Below are 17865 nucleotides of genomic sequence, written 5' to 3' on the forward strand. Positions count from 1 at the left end.
GAAAGCGGGCAGGGTTTTCGTGTTCGCAAGGAGTCAGATGATGATGAAGCTTTCCCTGCACCGATGGGCCGCCTTCGCCGCGTGTGCGCTGGCCATGACGGCAGTCACACCTGTCCACGCCGATCCCGGTGACTTCGGCGCCATGCCCGGACTGTGGAAGATCCTGCTGCGGCACGTGACCAACGGCAAGGCAGGTGCACCGGAAGTGCATTGGCATTGCGTGGATGAAGGCGCGGATCCCTGGACCACGTTCGCCGCGTGGACACCGGCCGAGGGCGATTGCACCGCCACGGACAAGCAACGCCACACTACGTCGCTGGCGTGGAAGCTCACCTGCAAGTTGGCCCCGTCGGCGTCGGCGCACGTGGATTTCGACAGCGCCAAGCACTACACAGGGAGCGTCACGGCCGAAGGCCGCGGCGAGGTTACGCAGGTGGAGGGCAACCGGTATGCTGCCTGTACGAGTCCGCAAGATTAACGCGGTGACGGCATGGAGGAACGGACGCGATGGTAGATTCGTCAATCACCAAGGAAGACGTGGCCGGTCGAGCGCGCGTGGCAAAGCTGGTGCTCACCGAGCCACGCGAAGCGCTGAAAATCGCGCGAGCCATTCGTCACCCTTGGTATCGATGCCAATCACTTTCGATGGTCGCGGAGCACTGGGGAAACGCGGTGCAACGCAAGCATGTCCTCGCGGAAGCATTGCGGTCAGCTGAAGAACAGACTCAGATCAATCGAATCGTCACGGTTGCCAGCTGGCCGTTGCGGGTTATGGCATCTGTCGATAGAGATGCCGTCCCGCAACACTTGGGTCGATTTGTCGAATTGGCGAATCGGGAGCCCCATAGCCTGCGACGCGCCGATTCACTCTTTGCGCTGGCGAACTCCGTTTCTGGAAGTTCGGAACTATGGGTTCTGGTTATTCCGTCGTTGGTAGATGCGCTATCGCTGAGCTATGGCTGGAAGACCGACAGGCTAATCGCATGGTCAATCCCGATGGTAAGGACGGTCATGCCCGAAGCATTGGGGCCCCTCGTGGCACGTCACAGGCCAGGCAACAAGAAGCAACGTTTAGAGGAGTCGCTGGCTACCATGTTCGATACCCGGTAGCTGGTTCCGCAAGGCGAAAACTCAACCGAGCTAGTGGTCGGCTTCCATTGATTCCCCTTAACCGGCCCTCATGTCCTTCAGCCACGCCTTGAGTCGCTCGACATCATCGAACGCACGCAGGTCATGCTCGAAGGCCCGGATGCTTTCGCGCACGTGGGTGATGTTCGTGGTGAGCGCCCGCTTGACCGTCTTCGGCGATACGGCCGTGGCCGGACTCATACCGAACCGCCTCCGGTAATCCATCTCGATCTCGGCAAGCTCCTGGTCCAGCCCATGGAGTTGCTCCTTGAGAATCACGTTCCAGCGCCTGAGCCGGTCCTCGCCGATGTTCTCCAGTGCGGCCTGGTCGATATGCTCCAGCTCAAGCTGAAGTTCGAGGAGATCGAGCAGGCTCTTGTTGGCGTACGCCTGGTTCACTCGCTGCATCAACGCGGCCTTGCGTTGCTGCTCGACGGGATCGCGCTCGCGGTCCGGGTGAAGCGCGCTGGCGAGCTTGCGATAGACCTCGCGGATCGACAGATGGATCTCAGCCTGCTCGAGCCGCGCGCGTTCCTCCGTCGCAGTGCGCTTGGGCGTCTTCTTTCGCTTTGCGTGGTGCGCCTCGCGCGCCTCGCGACGGAGGCGTTCTCGCGCCTCCTCCTGGTCCAGCTGTTCCTGTATGTGCCGGAGCACGTCGTCGGGCGAGCCGGGCTCGGCCTCGTCAGGGACCTCTATGGTGGACGCAACCGGCACTTCATCACGCGCCTCGACGGCATGAGCTACCTGGGTTTCGCCAGCTGATCCGTTGTAACGCCGATGGATCTCCGCGATATCAGGCTCGGCAACGGACGCGAGCACGTCGGCGGCAAACTGGCTGATCAGTTCGGCGATCGTCTGACGTTCGCCTTTGGTAAGCCCCCTCGTGTCATGTGACTGATCGAGGCGATGGATCAGACGTATACGCACCGCATCGTAGCCCTGCCACAGCAGAACGAACTCATCGTTGTATTTACGCCGGAAGTCGGCGTCGAACGTTTCCCACTCGGCCAGGGCAGCGCGCCGCTTCTCTATGTGGCCGATCAGCGCGCTGAAGGATGCCTGGCCTTTGGACGGAAGCGGCGCGATGCCGTTCTCAGTCGTACCGATGGCGCTGAGGATTTTTTTCGCCATCGAACGCGTCTCATACGTAGCCAGAGGACCTGCGGCGCCATTTTACGCCAGATCGTCCGCGGGGCATGGCTTCGCCTGGTCAGGCGTCGCACTCAGCACGTGACGCTTCGATTCTCAGCAATCGCCTGATACTTCGCGCCTTGGTACCGCGTGACTCTGGCGGCGGGCGCATGGCCGTCGCGTCAGCCAGCCATCGTCCCGGCATGGGCTTCCCTTGCCGCCAATGGCTGCGCACGACACCACATCGAGGAACTCCCATGAAGAACACGATCATCACGGTCGCTCTCATCACCTGTCTGCTGGGCCTGGCTTGCCCCGTCTTCGCAAAGAACGGCGATCCCGCTCCGAAGGGGTGGCTGCTGGTCCGCAGCGGCGTAGCCAACGCCACGGCGAATTACGACAAGGAGGACAGCGACAGCGACGACAAGCTGCAGGGTGTGTCGGTTCTTTGTGCCGACATCACTGAGACCGCTGCCAACGTGCAGAACCTGATCAACACCGATGGCACGCGGGTGTGGGGCGTCAACCGCGGCCTTACCCGGGCGTCCACGGTAATCAATCTCAAGGGTAACGTGGTCATCGACGCCATGCCGAACAATCCCAACCACTGCCTGATCAACGGCCTTACGGTGTCGCAGATCAAGGGCATCTGGCATTGATCCATCATGACGTGATCGTCTGATCGGACCCTCCCCTGCGTGCAGGGGAGGCTTGCGTCTAGTCGACGCGCGCCTGCGGGCGCGCTCCGCTCAGCCACCGCTGGGCGCGTCGAATCCAACCCGCGGGAAGGTCCGGATCCCACACGAACGTCGCCACGCTTTCCGCCGGCATCGCGTACTCGAAACGGTTACGCCCGTCCGTTACCGAGAGACGGCGTTCGTCCTTATTGAGGTTCACCACCACCAGGACGAGCGAGCCATCGGACTCGTTCTGAAAAGCGACATTGGCGATGCCCCTGTCGTCGACATCGGTATCGTTGGAATTCACCCGGAACGCGCCCGGTTCGACGAACCGGCTGAAGTGCGCCAGCGCGTAATACTCGTCGTTGCGTGTCACCTCGCCCGTTTCCGAATCGATGGTGACGACGCCGCGGCAACGCGAGCACCCGCCGAAATGCGGACCGTGGTTCTCGTCCAGCGCAAGGTTCCAGTAGACGACGCCGCGGGCCCACTGCCGGATGCCGGTGACCAGCAGGTTTCGTGAGAACCACAGCAATTCGCCGTTGACCGACAACGGCCAGTCGCCACCGGTGCATTCCGTGATGTAAGCATCTTTATCGGGGTGGGCACGATGGACGCGGCCCTGCTCGTGCTGGCTGCCGCCGTAGCAATGCCACGCCACGCCGTCGATGTAACGCGCGGCATCGGGGTCGGCCAAGACGGCCAGCGGCTCTTCGACAGGCGTCCAGTTGTGATCCCACTCGAGGATGGCTGTCCTGGGCTTTCGGTCAGCGAGCTTCGGTCCGAGGTACTTCGAGACCACGCGGGCCCGCGTCTCCGCACCCATCGTCATGCCGGGGTAGCTGATCGGTGCGTACGCGGGTTCGTTTTGCAAGGTCAGGGCAAAGATGGGAATGCCGTGGCTGCGGTAGGCATCGAGATACTTGACGAGGTAGTCCGCGTAGACGCCCTCGTACTGCTCCAGCAGCTCGCCACCAAGCAGATTCTGGGTGGTGCGCATCCACGCCGGCGCGCCCCACGGCGAAGCGATCGTGAGCATGCCGGGATTGATGGCGAGGACTTCCCGCATCATCGGCACCACGTCCTGGAGGTTGGCCGCGATGTTGAAATGCTTTAACTGCGGATCGATCTGGCCGAACGGAATGTCGTCGAGCGTGTAAACGTTCAACGAGAAATCAGACGAGCCGATCGTCAGCCGCATCATGTTGAAGTTGAGGTTCGGCGGCGGACCATACAACTCGCGCAACAGTGCCTGGCGCTCGGGCGCGCTCATCTTCGTATGGAGTAGCCACGCCGAGGAATCCGTCATCGCCGCGCCGAAACCCGTGATGCTCTGGTACCGGGTGGTGGGATCGATGACGATATCGGCGGTCGCCGAACCACGGGGGCTCACCGGGATATCGGGCTGCGGGGCCAGCTTCGACCGGTGATCGGTGGTGCTGAGCCAGACCGCGACAGAAGGCATGATCTGGCGCACCGGGGGAGCGGCATGGGCGCGCAGCACCGCCTTCTCGTACCGCGGCACGAAGAGCACGATAGCGGTGAGGAGAGCGATCAATCCAACGAACAGGGAGACCACGTAGTGGGAGGACGCCTTACGCTCATCCATGGCGATGGCAATACCGTTTGCTTGCGCGGCCGGTCATAGGTGTTTGACCACCTCGGCCAATCCCACGTCCGAAGGCCGCGGGAAAGCGGAACGGACTTGTTCGATCAACACACCCGGCACTCCAGCCTCTTCAAAGTACCCCATCCACTCGCGCGTCACGGAAGCGACGTCGTCGATAAGCGCGGCCGCCTGCCTGGTCGAGAGGCCGAACTGACCACATCCGCGCAGCGCATTCGACAGGTGTGAGGCCCGACCATCGGGGCCCACTCCGAGATGGAGGAATCGCTCGTGGGTGGACGAGGGTCGCGGCACAACGTCGTACAGCGGACTCAACCGCCATCCGTGATTTTCTGCGTCGTAGAGGAAGGCATGGTTGCGCAAGTGATCGTCATCGTTGGACACGAGAATGTTGAAGACCATTCGCTTGAATAGTTCGATGCGATCGTCGGCAACTCCGCCAGCGGTTCCGAACCGTTCTATCGCGCGTGCAATGTCTGCGTAGCTCGATGTGTGTGATTGCTGCTCGTGCAAGCCAGTGGCCGTCAATGCGCTGATCATGTGGCGCTTCGAGAACGACTCGGCTTCCGTTCGCCTGTCGAAGCGTTGGATGAGCATGACATTGCGCTTGCCAGGCAACGACACGAGCCTGACGGAAGGAACGTTCAAGCCGGCTCTGCGTGCAAGTTCGAGAGTCGCGTATTCGAGCCACGCCATGTCCAGGACATCACCACGGGCCGGGAACTTGGCAATCCATTGATAGCCGTCGTCCACTATCAGCGCTTTCGGACGCGCGCCACCAAGGGACGGAGCTCCCGTGAAAAAGTGCTCCAGCTGTGCAGGCACCGGCAAGCCTTCTTCAACCCGGTCGGCAGCTTCCATCAGGTACTCGAGTTCGATGTGCTTCGGAAGCGCACTGGGCAACGGCGCTCCTTTTTGATCTTTCTGTACATCGAGGGCACCGACGCGATTTGGCCCGGCGTGATCCAGGAATACCGACTCGGGGAGGGAACCTGGCACGGCCCTTAGTTTGTTCTCGATGACACGGCGCCCCCAGAAATCGGGCGTCGCATCTCGCAAAGCGCCGAAAAGCTCAAGGGCACCGTAGGGCGCCACGTCGATCAGGCTGCCACCCAGTGGCAGACTCATCGGGTCGACCGACATGGCATTGGGGCGGTCCACATAACGCAGGCCGTAGCTAAATCGAGAGAACGCCGTGGTCGCCCCGATTTCCTGCATGTCCAGAAGGCCAGCCGGGACCGGCTTCCGCTCGCCGGGCAACTCGATCGTCACGATTCGTTCGACGTGCGCCATCAAAAATCCAGGTTTCTGGAAGGCTTACGCTTTCGAATTGGGCGATCCAGATTTGCCAGGGCGACGCTTTCAGTCAGCGGATCGTTTGAATCCGTGAACATGCTTAGCAGCCCCAGGACTTCGAACGCGTTGATCCACATGCCGAACGCCGTTCCAGAATCGCCCGCCTCCATGCGCACCAGCGTCGACAGGCTGATCCGGGCGCGAGCGGCGAGATCTGGCTGCGTATAACCGCGAGCCTGTCGCGCGGCCCGAAGCTTGCGGCCGAACGATTGGGCGGCCGAGTGCCCCCGTGGGCTGAGGGAGTGAGTTGCAGACATCTTCATGGTCTAAAATGATCATTGAAAAGCTTTCAATTGTCAATTTAGACTAGTTCATTAAGACGCTGATGCTCCGGATTAGCCGCCAGACGTGGATTTCGTTAGCCATCGACCGGTAAGCCCGAGACAGCCCCGGCTATAAAAAATAGTCTAATTTGACGATTTAAAAAGCTCGAATTGTCATTTTAGACTATATCGATGCAACCGAGGTTTTTTCGCTGGCCTTGCGGCTCACCGGAGATGGGTGCCGAGCGGCCATACGATGGCGACGGGATATGTCGCCTCAGACATCGAGTCCTCGCCCGATCAGACGACCGACCGGCTTCGCCAGGGCGACGACTAGAACACCTAGAACGATATAGCCGACGCTTGCGCCGATCATGTGCGCCGGATACCGCTGGACTTCGACGCCGAAGGCGAACTCCACGGCGTACAGCGCCCACGCGAAGGAGAAGAACGCTACCCAGAGGATTCCCACCAGCCGAAGGATGAAAACCGCCGTCTTTTGATACGTCATCACGAACCCTTCCCCTGACCGCGTTAGAGCCATCGATATGGCCGCGGCACAGCATACGTCACACGCTTGCGCGCACGACATCGGGCAGGACGTACGCACCGCCGGCGATCTCATCCGTGGGGACATACGCGCGAATGAGCAAGGCGAATTTCCCATCCGGCGCAGGCAACCAGTTCTTCCGCGCGGCGGCGTCTTCCGGCGGAGCGAACGACAGGTGCAACGTGAGTGATCCGTCCGGTGCGAAGTCGACTTCCTTCGCGTCCAGCGCCGCCGTACCGATGTTGGTCCGGCCGCCGTCCGGATGGGCAAGCATGTAGTAGTCCTCGTCGTACATCGTCAACGACCAGAAGCCGCCGCGCGATCGATCGACAGCGGGCAATCCGTCCTTCGGAAAGGTTACCGTGTAGTGATAGCGACCCTCGAGCAACTGCCCTTTCGCATCGGTGCCACGAATGAAGTAGATCGCTTCGTGGAAGTCGTTAACGTAGATGTAGATGACCGCCGCCTGCGCGCGTCCGTACCAGTCGGCGCCCCATGCACCTGCGTTGCGTTGGCGTTGCCAGCCGTTTCCCGTGTCGACGCCGGTCTGGTAGTAACGCGCACCCTCCTGGAGTTCCGCGTCCGCCGCCAGCGCGACGTGATCGATGAGGCTTTTCAGCTCGTTGCTCGTTTTGCGCAACGCAAGCAGGGCACGCGCCTGGGCGGCCATCGGCGTGTCATCGGCACTCACCTTCGGGCTCGCATCCAGCGCCTTCTCGAGATCGTCCCAGAACGTCGCGGCATTCACCGGTCGAACCCGGAGAAGATCCGGGTCGGCCGTCACCATCTCGCGTGTCAGCCCGGGCGGAAAGACCGCGTTGCGCGCGCTCGCTTCGCAATCGAAGACGAGCGGACCGCGGTGATCGTTTCGCAGCGGGACGACACCGATCTGGTTGAGGATGCTGCGTGCAAGCGCCATGTCCTGTGCGCCGTGGCCCGCGAAGCTCCGGCCGAAGACTCCCGAGATATGAGTTGGCGAGTGCAACACCTCGACGAAACCCTCGGGTTTTCGCCCCTCCCAATTGGGCCCGACCAAGAGGTACTTGCCCCCGGGCGTATGGGATGCCGAACCCAACTGGTGGATCACGGTAGTGAACAGGTCGACGATCTGGATCGTCCAGTAATGACCCGCAGGAACATTGTCCGGCGTCTGGATCACCACGGCATCCTCTGCGAGGTCCGCGAAACCTGCGCCGTAGATCGTGTCGCGGTTCGGCGTCACGACCTTGCGTTGAGCCGACGCCATGAGATCGTCCAGGTAGCCCATGGTGTTCTTGGGCGCGCCGGGAAACAGACCCATCGTTGCTCCCGGGCCATCCCTCATGATCGCCCACGAGCTGGTCCGCCCGAACGTGTTGACCGCTGGGTAGCCCCAGTAATAAACGATGCGTGCAAGGGACTCGATATAGCTTTCCGCCGCGAGCCCCGCGGCGATACCGGCCCCGTTACTCAAACCCGGATGGGCAGGAATCAGGGATTGCGACAGGTACTCGGTGCTTTGGGTTGCCATGGCCACGGCCGAAGAAGGAGTCAGGCCTTCAGCCTGGAACCGACCACGGTGTTCGGAAACGGTAGATCCCTGAGTACGCGGCCCGCAAAACTACTGGGGCATGCCGTTCGCCTTCGCGTAGCCGGTGCGCAAGCGAAGCGCGTCGAGCAGCACCCTCACCCGGGGCATCAACGTCCGGCCGCCGGATGTCACCAGGTTGACCTCGAGCGGCTCGGGCCTGAGCGTCGGCATGAGTTCGACCAGGCGCCCAACAGCCAGTGCGTCCTGCGCCATGAACTGCGGCACCTGCGCCAGCCCGCAGTCGGCAAGCATGGCATCGACCAGGGACTCGCCGTGGCTCAGCCACATCCGCGGCGTGAACGTCGGCGCGATCGTTTCGCCCTCCACGCGGAACTCGAGCGGACGATCCCTTCCGCTTCCCGGCATGCGAAAGGCGATGACGTCGTGGTCCGCGACATCGGCGGGTGTCGTCGGTGTACCGCGCTGCGCGAGGTAACCCGGGCTCGCGCAAAGCACGAGGGGCTGGCGATCGACCTCCCTGGCGATGAGGCTGGAGTCGGGCAACTTGCCGAAGCGCAGCGTGCCATCGAGACCGTCCCTCGCGAGATCGACACGCTCGTCACTCAGGCGAAGATCCGCGCGAAGCTTCGGATGCTGCGCGAGCAATGTCCCGATCACCGGTATCACCACCTTGCCGCCATAACCGATGGGTGCGCTGATGCGCAGGATGCCGGTCGGTTCGCTGGAGCGTACGTCCGTCATCTCCTCGAGTTCGGTGACCTGCGCCAGCACGTCGCTGCATCGGCGGAACAGCTCCTCGCCATCCGCGGTGAGCTGGACCGAGCGCGTGGTGCGGACGAACAGGCGGACACCCATACGGGTTTCGAGCCGGGCCACGCTTTTCGCCACACTCGAGGGGGCGACCCCAAGTTCGCGCGAGGCCTGGGCGAAGCTGAGGTGCCGGGCGACGGCCGCGAATGCCACGAATTGAGTCAGATTGACCATCATTGACGACATGATGCCACGAGTATCGTGGCCCCGACGGTACTTATCCGGCCCGATCCGTCGCCCCATCCTTGGGATTCCCCTCCCCCACGGATGCCCCCCCCATGTCCCCGCTTCCTGTCGATACCGTGATCTTCACCGGCTCGCGCGTACGCGAGCTGATCGCCGGCCGCGAAACCGGTGGCCGGTTCTGCATGCTCGAGTTCACCAGCCCCGCGGGGCGGGGCACACCCACGCACATGCACGAGCGGGAGACCGAGTCGGTCCATCTTCTTTCCGGCGAACTCGCGGTGATCGTTGGCGAAGAGACCTTTCATCTCTCGCCGGGTGACTCCATGGTGTTGCAACCGAACCAGCCTCACCGCCTCGTCACGGGTGAAAGCGAAGATGCCCGCTACATCGTCGTTTGCGCGCCGGCGGGCTTCGAGGACTTCGTAGCTTCTTGCGTCACGGACGATGACGGTGCGTGGCCACCCGCACCGCCGTCGAAGAACGATATCGACAAGCTGCTTGGCCATGCGCCACGCTTCGGCATAACGATCTTCCCTCCGGCCAAGGGACCCTCCGCTTAAGGAACACACCCACGCATGAAGTCGCGCAACGCCATCTGGATCGCCGCCCTGATCGCGGTGGCGTTGATCGGCAGCGGCGTCGCCTTGCGCTGGCGTGCCAGCAGGACGCCACCGATCGTCCTGGTGAAGCTCGACGGCGCCGCGACCCGGCCCGTGTCGGGTCGCCTGCTGGTCTTCGCCACGCCGGCCAAGGCGGCACGGGCGCAGGCGAAGGGTGGCAAGGTCACCCAGGTGGATGCGGATCCGTGGCATCCGAAGCGCACCGCCGTCGCGGCGCGGGAGATCTTCCGGCTGGCTCCCGGACAGACTACCGAGATCGATACCGATGCCATCGCCTTTCCGACGGGCTTCTCGGATCTGCCACCGGGCGAGTACCTGCTGCAGGCGGTGCTCGACAAGGATCATGACTACAACTACTACGGCCGCGATGCGGGTGACCTGGTCAGTCCCGTGATGAGCGTACGGCTGCCCTTGATCATTCCGCCGACGCTGCCGCTGGTGCAGATGCGCGCCAATCCCGATCCGTGGGTGCTGGATTGGGAGACGCCGGACATCCAGGCCGATGCAGCGGCCGCGCGCCGCAGCACGCAATCGCTCGATGTCATCAGCCCACTGTTGTCGGGCTTCACCGGCCGGAGCATTCACACGCGCGGCTGGGTGTTGCTGCCGCCTGGCTACGAGAAGGGCGACGGCAAGCGCTATCCGACGGTCTACTACACGCATGCCTATGGTGGCGACAAGGACAGCCTCGTCGACGATCTCGTCATCGTGCACCTGGCGACGAGCAAGGGCGAGATGCCACCGATGATCTGGGTCTTTCTCGACCAGTCCGGCGCCACCGGAACGAACGAGTTCGCCAACTCGGTGAACAACGGCCCCTGGGGCGATGCCCTCACGCAGGAACTCATTCCGCAGCTCGAAGCGAAATACCGCATGGATGCCACGCCATCGGGCCGCCTGCTTACCGGGCACTCGTCCGGCGGCTGGGCGACGCTTTGGTTGCAGACGAAGTACCCGAAGATCTTCGGCGGTACGTGGTCGACATCACCCGACCCCGTCGACTTCCACGACTTCTCCGGCGTGGATATCTACGCACATAACGCCAATTTCTACCGGCGTCCGGATGGCCAGCCCTGGCCGATCAGCCGCGTGCATTTCCACGGTGAAGGCACCTTCGAGGATGCGGCGCGACTGGAGCGCGTGCTTGGCCCATACGGCGGACAGGTGTCGTCGTACGAGTGGGTGTTCTCGCCACGCAATCTCGACGGCACACCGATGCTCCTGTTCGATCGCTACTCGGGCCAGATCGACCCGCAGGTCCAGACGTACTGGATCGAGCACTACGACATCTCGCGCTACATCCGCCTGAACTGGCCGACGCTCCAGCCCGATCTCGACGGCAAGATCCACATCGCCGTGGGCACGGAAGACAGCTGGTACCTCGACGGCGCGGTGCACAAGCTGAAGGCCGTGCTCGATGAGCTGCACGCGACGTCGGACATCCGCTTCGTGCCCAACAAGGCGCATATGGATCTCTACGCGAAGGGTGACGACCCGAATGCGCTGCTCAAGGAAATGAGTCGGGAGATGTATAAGGTGGCGCGTCCCGACGAGGCGACGGCGGAGCCGAAGCGGGCCATCGAAGCAAAGTAAAGTGCTTCGGAAGGACGCGCGTCATTCGCCGCGCGTTCGCGCCTTTTTTGCCCGGGGACGCTTGCCGATGGTCGCCGCCTGCGGCACGTCGCGCGGGGCTGCCGGGCCGCTGTGACCCAGTTGCTCCAGTGACGAGAGATCGTCGACGTACGAGACGAAATGCTGCAGATAACCCGGCGACAGATCGCGCATCATTGCGATCGACCGGTGCACGAGGGCGCTGGAGTTGAGCGGACCCGCGTTCTCGGGCGCTTCCTGCAGGGACTGCCGCAGCTGGCTCTCCGTGCGCATGCGCGACCAGATCTTCTGGAACTCGTCGAGGACCGGCAGTACCGGATACGACGACGGGCGCGCCGCCAGTTCGTCCGCGATGCGGCCGAGTGGACCGCGCTCAGGGCGCATGGGGCGTCACCGCGGCCGAGGCAGGCTTCGGAATCGGCGCAATCTCCACGCGACGGTTCTTCGCACGCCCTTCCTCACTGTCGTTCGCACCGACCGGCTGTTCCGAGCCAAACGCTGCCGCGAAAACCGATGGCGCGGGCACGCCTTCGGCGATCAGGGCGCGCGTGACGGTCAGCGCGCGCTGGGCCGAAAGCTCCCAGTTGTCGGTGAAGTGACGATTGCTGTCGTGCACCTGCTGGTCGTCGGTGAACCCACTGACCATGAGGACTTCGTCGCGTGAGGTGAGGTAGTTCGACAGCGGACCGGCGAGGCTCTTCAGCACATCGCGACCTTCGGGCTGCAGCTGATCGGAGTTCAGCGCGAACAACACGCTGCCACGAATGCCGATACGGCCGTTCACGAGCGTGACGCGACCGGCCGCGAGCGGCGCGGCCAGCGCCTGCTCCAGCGTCATACGCCGCTGTGCTTCAGCCTGACGCTGCTTCACTTCCTCATCCAGCCGGTGCGACAACTGCAACTGCACGCCGATCACGCCAACGAGGATGAGTACGAAGGCGCCGAGCAGCACCGACATGAGATCGCCGAAGGCGGCCCAGATCGGCGCGACCGATTCCCCTTCGAACTCGATGTCGTCGCTCATGCCGTTTCCGCCGTGGCGGAGACGCGCTGACGGGCAAGCTGCTGCATCTCCTCGATGATCTGCTTCTGCGAGAGCATGCTGAGATCGACCACCTCGCGTGCCTGCGCCACGTAGTAGGCCAGCTGCTCGTCACTGCGAGCGAGCGAGTTGTCGAGGGCGGTGGCGATGACCTGCAGGCGCTCCATCAATGCCTCGTTCGACTGGCCGAACAACTGCACGCCGGCGCCGAAGGTTTCGCCGAGGCTCGCCACATCGCCGGCACTCGCGGCGACCTGCGCGCCGACGACTTCGAGCTTGCCGGTCTCGGCTTCGATGTGATCGATGAAGCGGGTGCTCACGCGCTCGAGCAGGTCAGCCGACGTGGTGACCAGGGCATCGACCGCGACGCGCTGCTCGGTGGATGCGTGGTTCACCGCGTCGAGCAGGGTTTCCAGCGTGGCGAGCAGGCGGCTGCGTTCTTCGAGCATGGCGGTGTCGCGGACCATGCTCTCGGAAAGTTTCTGGCGCAGTTCGGCGACGATTTCAGCGGCGGCTTTCGGCGCCTCCGAGGCCGCGTCGACGAGGCGGGAGATCTCGGCGATGGTCTCGCTCGCGTGAGCCTGGGTCTGCGTGGCGATGTCGTCCGCCGTGCGTGCCAGCGTGTCACAGATGTCCTGTTGACGAATAGCGACGCCTTCGCCCGTTTCTTCCCACTGCGTCTTCAGTGCGGCGACCATCGCGGTAAGCGAGTCGGTCCAGGTCGTCAGTCGTGCTTCGTCGCGCGCCTGCAGCTTGGCCTGCAGATCGTCGTGCGAGGTTTGCACGACACGCACCAGCGACGACGCATGCGCTTCGAAGACCGCCGAGGCGGCGACGAGCGCTTGCTCGTTGCGTGTCGCAAGGCCTTCGTGTGCGGAAGCTTGCTTCGCCAGTGCGTCGTTCCACGCCTCGGCGACGTTCCCGGCGGTCGTGTCCAGACGCGCTGCGACACGGTCGACCAGGGCGACCGAGCGCTCTTCGAACGTCCCGGCGAAACGGTCCTGGGATGCGCGTAGATCCTGCGCCAACGTTTCATTCGCGCGCTGCTGCTCGGCGACGGCCTTCGTCCAGACATCCGCAACGCGGGCCGTGCTGGTTTCAAACGCGTTCGTGAGGCCGTCGAGCTGCTGGGTCACGGCCTGGGTCACCGCGGCGTGCAACGAGGCGGTCTCGCGTGCCAGGCCCGCCATGGTCGATGCCATGACCGGCTGGAACGCGGCGCTGGCGGCGCGTGCGCTTTCGGTGACGCTGTCTTTCAGAGACTGCTCGACGGATGCCGCGAGCTTCGCGTAGATCTCGCTCGTCGAGGCGTGAAACGCGTCCTGGCTGATGCGCTGCCGCTCGCTGGCGTCCTCGCTGTGCTGCTCGATCCGGGCCACCATGGTCTGCAGGCGATCCATCAGCACAGGCATCGCTTCGGTCTGCTGCTGGAGCAGCTTGAATGCTTCCTCACGCTGGTGCGTCTGCGAATAGATGCGCAGCGTGCTCGCGATCTTTACGTCGAGCAGCTGCACGGCGTCCAGCCGCTCGCGACGGCACAGCGCCGACAGCAGGCCCAGCATCGCCGAGGTGGCGACACCGGCGATGGAGGTTCCGAACGCGAAACCGAGACCCTTCACCGGCGCGGCGAGCGAACCGCGAATCGCCTGCAGATCCGTGGCGCTTTCCAGTGCCAGACCCGTGCCGCGCAGGGTCGCCATCATGCCGAGCAAGGTGCCGAGCATGCCGAGCAGCACAAGGAGGCCCACCAAGTAGGGTGTGAGCGACGGCGCGGGCAAGGCTACGCGCTCACCCTCGACGCGCAGGCGCACCGCGTTACGCAGGCTGGGGTGGAGACGCTCGAGGAAGCTGCCCAGGCTCGACGGCGCGACGGACAGGTCGGCGACGGCGTGCTGGAGCGTGCTCGTCGCCTGGCGATAACGATGCAGTTCGAGCGCGCCGGCGACATAGCAGGCACCGATCAGGAGCGCGACGGCAGCACCCAGCGGGTTCGAGCCGACATAGCCCACGCCGATCCAGCACACGGCCACGAGGCCGACGACGAACACTGCAAGGTTGAGAAAATTTCTGAACATGACTTTCCAGTTAGCTGGCACGAAGCGCTGCAAGCAGGCCTTCGACCGGTTGAAAACGAACGTCCAGTTCGGCGAGCAATACGCTCTGCATGTCTTTGCGGAACACGTCCAGCCACAGGGCGGACGCGTCGGCGGGGGAGCCTTGGGTGCGCTGGCGCAAGCCATCGAAGTACTCACCCAACAGCGTCGGAACCTTGCCCAGGAGGGACTGCTCGCGGGGACTCAGCGCCATCTCCATCACCGCATCCACTTCCGCCAGCCGGGCCAGCTCGGGGGACGCCTGGGCGAGCATGTCGCGCAGGTTGCCGCGAAGGCTGCCCGTGGTCGCCTGGATCTTCCGTTGCAGCGCGATATAGCGCTGGCGGAGCGGCGCATAGTCGTTCGCGGCATCCAGGGTCGGCATGCCCTGGGCCTGACGCTGCGCCGACGTCAGGAAGGCACGGTCGTTGGCAATGGCCTGGATCAGCGCATCGCGCGCGCCCCGGCACTCGTCCTCCACGGACTCCCCGAAGGCCGGAATGTCGTCGGCCGGCTCGGCGGGCATGCCGTCGAGCGCCGTCGACAAGGCGATCGCCTGCTTCCAGTCGAGCCAGTGGCTCAGCCGGTCCGGAAGGGAGGCGCCGGATTGTGGGGCGTCGACGTCGGTGAGGCGTGTCAGCAGGCGAATGAACGCCGGGCCCCGGACCGTCGACCGTAGAGGTGCTGCTTGCACGGTTCTGCCGGTTAAAAGACGACCATTTTACACGCGTAGGCCGACCGGGCCGTTTCACGAAGCTGACGGCGTCATTCCAGAAAACCCCGGGAATATCAAGGACTCGTGAGAATGGCTTGGCCGGTGATCAGGCGCCGCTCGGCCGCGAGCTCGCAGGCTGGCTGCCATGGCCCTCGCGCGGTCGCATCGCCACCCGGACCAGGTAGATCACGATCAGCACGTTCGCCACGAGGATGGCCAGCTTGAGCCAGCTGAAGCGCTCGACGCACTCGTAGATCTCGACGGGCACCAGCGAGCCGGTCGCAATGACGGTAAACCACTCCGCCCAGTACTTCCGCAACCACAGGCCGATGCCCTCGGTGGCGAAGATGGCCGCGTAGACCAGGGCGACGATGCCGACGGCGACGAACTTCGCCGGACCCATGCCTTCGAGCAGGTGGACCAGGCTCCAGCGCATGCCGTTGCTTTCGGTCAGCTGCAGGTGCTCCAGCCACTGCACGAGGTGCTGGAAGCTTTCCTGCTCGTCCAGCCGGAACGCGGCGATGGCGATGAAAATCAGCCCGATGGTCTTCACCGCCTTGTACACCGCGATGATGCGCAGGCCGGCAGGGTAATGGGGCGTTGCTTCCGGATCGGTCGAGGTACTTTCAGAGGCCATGCGCCGATCTTAGTCGACAAGGAGGTGCATCCGGTACAAGCCACGGCCCCGCCCCAGACATAGCCTCGACATGGGCCGGACTAGCTTGCAGCGTCCGCCTCAAGCACCTCCCGCCCCCATTGAGACACCTGCCCATGAGCTATCGCCCTGCACCGCGTCGCTCCGTCGTGGCCAACGCCATCTACGGCCTTTTCAACCCGCTCCCCTTCGGCTTCTTCGTCGCCGCGTTGATCTTCGATGTCGTTTACGACAGGAGTGGCGAGATCCTCTGGATGAAGGGGGCGGCGTGGCTGATCGTGATCGGCCTGCTCTTCGCGATCATTCCGCGCCTGGTCAACCTCGTGCAGGTGTGGATCACCTCGCGACGCACGACCGTGGCCACCGAGCGGTTCGATTTCTGGCTGAACCTGATCGCCATCGCCGTCGCCGTCATCAACGCCTTCGTGCACAGCCGCGACGCCTATGCGGTGATGCCCGCCGGGGTCTGGTTGTCGGCCCTCACGGTCCTGCTCCTGGCCGTCGCCCATATCGTCATCGCCACGCAGCCGACCACGCCGGGGAACCTCGCATGAAGAAGACCCTCTACCGAAGCGTATTGGCCATGGCGTGTGTGGCCGTCCTCGGCGGCTGCGACGAGAAGGCCTCGCTCCAGCCGGACCAGCAATCGGGCGGCAACCCTCCCCTGCCCAAGGCGCAGAGCTTCCTCGTACCGCCCATGCAGGTGCCGGACAAGGCCGGCTGGAAACAGGGACAGACGCCCACCGTCGCCCCCGGGTTGAAGATCGAGGCAATGGCCTCCGGCCTGATGCATCCGCGCCAGCTCTACGTCTTGCCCAACGACGACGTACTGGTCGTGGAGTCCAACGGGCCCGGTACCGAGCCGGTCACCACACCGAAGCAGCTGATCGCCGGCATGGTCAAGAACCAGTCGGGTAAGGGCGGCAAGGGAGGCAACCGGATCACCCTGCTGCGCAAGAACGCGAGCGGCGGATGGGACAAGCATGTCTTCATCGAGAACCTGAATTCGCCCTTCGGCGTGCAACTGATCGGCGACACGCTTTACGTCGCCAACACCGACGGCATCGTGAGGTTTCCTTATGTGACCGGCGAGACCGAGATCAAGACGCCCGGCGTCGGCTTCACCGACCTGCCCAACACGATCAACCATCACTGGACCAAGGCGCTGCTGGCCAGCCCCGATGGCAGCAAGCTTTACGTCGGCGTCGGTTCGAACAGCAACATCACCGAGAACGGCCTGGCCGTGGAATACCGCCGTGCCGACGTTCTCGAAGTGGATGTCGCCACCGGCGCCAGCCGTATCTATGCCTCCGGCCTGCGTAACCCGACCGGCCTGCAATGGGAGCCGACCACCGGAAAGCTCTGGGCGATCGTCAACGAGCGCGACGAAATCGGTGCCGACCTCGTGCCCGACTACATGACCTCGGTGCACGAAGGTGCCTTCTATGGCTGGCCGTACAGCTACTACGGCCAGAACGTCGACACCCGCGTCAAACCGCAACGTCCCGACATGGTCGCCAAGGCGATCAAGCCGGACTACGCCATCGGCTCGCACGTCGCTCCGCTGGGCTTGCTGATGTCGGCCACCAACGCACTCCCCGCGACGTTCCAGGGTGGCGCCTTCATCGGTGAGCACGGTAGCTGGGATCGATCGCCATTGAGCGGCTACGAGGTGGTCTTCGTCGCCTTCAAGGACGGCACGCCGGTCGGCAAGCCGGTGTCCGTCGTCAGCGGCTTCTACTCGAAGGACGAGAAGCAGCTGTTCGGTGCCCCGGTGGGGATCGTGCAGGACAAGGAGGGAGCCATCCTGATCGCCGACGATGTCGGCGATACGGTGTGGCGGGTCACGGCGGCCCAGTAGCAAGGT

At 63.8% G+C, this 17865-nt stretch carries 19 protein-coding genes; 7 read left to right on the forward strand and 12 right to left on the reverse strand.

All coding sequences use genetic code 11. The features are described from left to right. The first annotated feature begins 40 nt into the window (after positions 1 to 40). Positions 41 to 478 (forward strand): DUF3617 domain-containing protein, encoded by a 438-nt coding sequence (locus BJI69_RS06165; protein WP_046977976.1) that lies wholly within the window; start codon positions 41 to 43, stop codon positions 476 to 478. Positions 479 to 507: 29 nt separating this feature from the next. After that, entirely contained in the window at positions 508 to 1110 is a 603-nt protein-coding gene (locus BJI69_RS06170; RefSeq protein WP_052767323.1) for a hypothetical protein, read from the forward strand. Positions 1111 to 1167: 57 nt separating this feature from the next. On the opposite strand, the gene BJI69_RS06175 is transcribed toward BJI69_RS06170, so the two are convergent. Beyond that, entirely contained in the window at positions 1168 to 2259 is a 1092-nt protein-coding gene (locus BJI69_RS06175) for a J domain-containing protein (RefSeq protein ID WP_046969024.1), read from the reverse strand. A 257-nt stretch (positions 2260 to 2516) separates the two neighbouring features. Between BJI69_RS06175 and BJI69_RS06180 the strand changes: the two genes are divergently transcribed. Then, entirely contained in the window at positions 2517 to 2918 is a 402-nt protein-coding gene (locus BJI69_RS06180) for a hypothetical protein (protein ID WP_046969025.1), read from the forward strand. Between the two features lie 58 nt (positions 2919 to 2976). Here BJI69_RS06180 and BJI69_RS06185 read toward each other — a convergent pair whose 3' ends face one another. From BJI69_RS06185 to BJI69_RS06210, 6 genes are all read right to left on the reverse strand, one after another. Next, positions 2977 to 4548: a glycoside hydrolase family 30 protein gene (locus BJI69_RS06185; protein WP_078023041.1), complete on the reverse strand. Its 1572-nt coding sequence runs from the start codon at positions 4546 to 4548 to the stop codon at positions 2977 to 2979. Between the two features lie 33 nt (positions 4549 to 4581). Continuing rightward, positions 4582 to 5859 carry a type II toxin-antitoxin system HipA family toxin gene (locus BJI69_RS06190; protein ID WP_046969026.1) on the reverse strand — a complete coding sequence of 426 codons (1278 nt, stop codon included), beginning with the start codon at positions 5857 to 5859 and terminating at the stop codon, positions 4582 to 4584. Continuing rightward, positions 5859 to 6185, reverse strand: coding sequence for a helix-turn-helix domain-containing protein (locus BJI69_RS06195; protein WP_052767324.1), 327 nt, complete (start codon positions 6183 to 6185; stop codon positions 5859 to 5861). The genes BJI69_RS06190 and BJI69_RS06195 overlap by 1 nt, the downstream gene beginning before the upstream one ends. 277 nt (positions 6186 to 6462) lie before the next feature. After that, positions 6463 to 6696 carry a hypothetical protein gene (locus tag BJI69_RS06200; protein ID WP_046969027.1) on the reverse strand — a complete coding sequence of 78 codons (234 nt, stop codon included), beginning with the start codon at positions 6694 to 6696 and terminating at the stop codon, positions 6463 to 6465. Between the two features lie 58 nt (positions 6697 to 6754). Beyond that, positions 6755 to 8245: a DUF1254 domain-containing protein gene (locus BJI69_RS06205; RefSeq protein WP_046969028.1), complete on the reverse strand. Its 1491-nt coding sequence runs from the start codon at positions 8243 to 8245 to the stop codon at positions 6755 to 6757. Between the two features lie 90 nt (positions 8246 to 8335). Then, positions 8336 to 9229, reverse strand: a complete 894-nt coding sequence (locus BJI69_RS06210) for a LysR family transcriptional regulator (RefSeq protein ID WP_162201001.1) — start codon at positions 9227 to 9229, stop codon at positions 8336 to 8338. 125 nt (positions 9230 to 9354) lie between these two features. Here BJI69_RS06210 and BJI69_RS06215 point away from each other — a divergent pair, with 125 nt between their 5' ends. Together BJI69_RS06215 and BJI69_RS06220 are read left to right on the forward strand one after the other, a co-directional pair. Next, positions 9355 to 9822, forward strand: coding sequence for a cupin domain-containing protein (locus tag BJI69_RS06215; RefSeq protein WP_046965693.1), 468 nt, complete (start codon positions 9355 to 9357; stop codon positions 9820 to 9822). A gap of 15 nt (positions 9823 to 9837) precedes the next feature. Then, positions 9838 to 11475 (forward strand): alpha/beta hydrolase, encoded by a 1638-nt coding sequence (locus tag BJI69_RS06220; RefSeq protein ID WP_046965694.1) that lies wholly within the window; start codon positions 9838 to 9840, stop codon positions 11473 to 11475. A 21-nt stretch (positions 11476 to 11496) separates the two neighbouring features. Here BJI69_RS06220 and BJI69_RS06225 read toward each other — a convergent pair whose 3' ends face one another. From BJI69_RS06225 to BJI69_RS06245, 5 genes are all read right to left on the reverse strand, one after another. After that, the gene (locus BJI69_RS06225) at positions 11497 to 11877 is read right to left on the reverse strand and encodes a DUF2894 domain-containing protein (protein ID WP_052766974.1); all 381 of its coding nucleotides are present in this window, start codon (positions 11875 to 11877) and stop codon (positions 11497 to 11499) included. Next, positions 11867 to 12517, reverse strand: coding sequence for an OmpA family protein (locus BJI69_RS06230; RefSeq protein ID WP_046965695.1), 651 nt, complete (start codon positions 12515 to 12517; stop codon positions 11867 to 11869). Before BJI69_RS06230 ends, BJI69_RS06225 begins: the two co-directional genes overlap by 11 nt. Further along, positions 12514 to 14610 carry a DUF802 domain-containing protein gene (locus BJI69_RS06235; RefSeq protein ID WP_046965696.1) on the reverse strand — a complete coding sequence of 699 codons (2097 nt, stop codon included), beginning with the start codon at positions 14608 to 14610 and terminating at the stop codon, positions 12514 to 12516. The genes BJI69_RS06230 and BJI69_RS06235 overlap by 4 nt, the downstream gene beginning before the upstream one ends. Before the next feature lie 10 nt (positions 14611 to 14620). Then, positions 14621 to 15322 (reverse strand): DUF3348 domain-containing protein, encoded by a 702-nt coding sequence (locus BJI69_RS06240; RefSeq protein ID WP_046965697.1) that lies wholly within the window; start codon positions 15320 to 15322, stop codon positions 14621 to 14623. A gap of 127 nt (positions 15323 to 15449) precedes the next feature. Further along, a complete protein-coding gene (locus BJI69_RS06245; RefSeq protein WP_046965698.1) occupies positions 15450 to 15980 on the reverse strand; it encodes a DUF2127 domain-containing protein in 531 nt (176 codons plus the stop codon). A 134-nt stretch (positions 15981 to 16114) separates the two neighbouring features. Between BJI69_RS06245 and BJI69_RS06250 the strand changes: the two genes are divergently transcribed. Together BJI69_RS06250 and BJI69_RS06255 are read left to right on the forward strand one after the other, a co-directional pair. Then, on the forward strand, positions 16115 to 16552 hold the full coding sequence (locus tag BJI69_RS06250) for a DUF2231 domain-containing protein (RefSeq protein ID WP_046965699.1): 438 nt from the start codon (positions 16115 to 16117) through the stop codon (positions 16550 to 16552). Beyond that, on the forward strand, positions 16549 to 17859 hold the full coding sequence (locus tag BJI69_RS06255; protein ID WP_046965700.1) for a PQQ-dependent sugar dehydrogenase: 1311 nt from the start codon (positions 16549 to 16551) through the stop codon (positions 17857 to 17859). The genes BJI69_RS06250 and BJI69_RS06255 overlap by 4 nt, the downstream gene beginning before the upstream one ends. Positions 17860 to 17865 lie beyond the last annotated feature (6 nt).

Origin of the sequence: Luteibacter rhizovicinus DSM 16549, from assembly GCF_001887595.1 — a bacterium.
Classification (GTDB): Bacteria; Pseudomonadota; Gammaproteobacteria; order Xanthomonadales; family Rhodanobacteraceae; genus Luteibacter; species Luteibacter rhizovicinus.

Bases quoted from the DNA above. Each gene is read 5' to 3' on its own strand.
- BJI69_RS06165 (WP_046977976.1), top strand. From the start codon at position 41: ATGATGAAGCTTTCCCTGCACCGATGGGCCGCCTTCGCCGCGTGTGCG.
- BJI69_RS06170 (WP_052767323.1), top strand. From the start codon at position 508: ATGGTAGATTCGTCAATCACCAAGGAAGACGTGGCCGGTCGAGCGCGC.
- BJI69_RS06175 (WP_046969024.1), bottom strand. From the start codon at position 2,259: ATGGCGAAAAAAATCCTCAGCGCCATCGGTACGACTGAGAACGGCATC.
- BJI69_RS06180 (WP_046969025.1), top strand. From the start codon at position 2,517: ATGAAGAACACGATCATCACGGTCGCTCTCATCACCTGTCTGCTGGGC.
- BJI69_RS06185 (WP_078023041.1), bottom strand. From the start codon at position 4,548: ATGGATGAGCGTAAGGCGTCCTCCCACTACGTGGTCTCCCTGTTCGTT.
- BJI69_RS06190 (WP_046969026.1), bottom strand. From the start codon at position 5,859: ATGGCGCACGTCGAACGAATCGTGACGATCGAGTTGCCCGGCGAGCGG.
- BJI69_RS06195 (WP_052767324.1), bottom strand. From the start codon at position 6,185: ATGAAGATGTCTGCAACTCACTCCCTCAGCCCACGGGGGCACTCGGCC.
- BJI69_RS06200 (WP_046969027.1), bottom strand. From the start codon at position 6,696: ATGACGTATCAAAAGACGGCGGTTTTCATCCTTCGGCTGGTGGGAATC.
- BJI69_RS06205 (WP_046969028.1), bottom strand. From the start codon at position 8,245: ATGGCAACCCAAAGCACCGAGTACCTGTCGCAATCCCTGATTCCTGCC.
- BJI69_RS06215 (WP_046965693.1), top strand. From the start codon at position 9,355: ATGTCCCCGCTTCCTGTCGATACCGTGATCTTCACCGGCTCGCGCGTA.
- BJI69_RS06220 (WP_046965694.1), top strand. From the start codon at position 9,838: ATGAAGTCGCGCAACGCCATCTGGATCGCCGCCCTGATCGCGGTGGCG.
- BJI69_RS06225 (WP_052766974.1), bottom strand. From the start codon at position 11,877: ATGCGCCCTGAGCGCGGTCCACTCGGCCGCATCGCGGACGAACTGGCG.
- BJI69_RS06230 (WP_046965695.1), bottom strand. From the start codon at position 12,517: ATGAGCGACGACATCGAGTTCGAAGGGGAATCGGTCGCGCCGATCTGG.
- BJI69_RS06235 (WP_046965696.1), bottom strand. From the start codon at position 14,610: ATGTTCAGAAATTTTCTCAACCTTGCAGTGTTCGTCGTCGGCCTCGTG.
- BJI69_RS06245 (WP_046965698.1), bottom strand. From the start codon at position 15,980: ATGGCCTCTGAAAGTACCTCGACCGATCCGGAAGCAACGCCCCATTAC.
- BJI69_RS06250 (WP_046965699.1), top strand. From the start codon at position 16,115: ATGAGCTATCGCCCTGCACCGCGTCGCTCCGTCGTGGCCAACGCCATC.
- BJI69_RS06255 (WP_046965700.1), top strand. From the start codon at position 16,549: ATGAAGAAGACCCTCTACCGAAGCGTATTGGCCATGGCGTGTGTGGCC.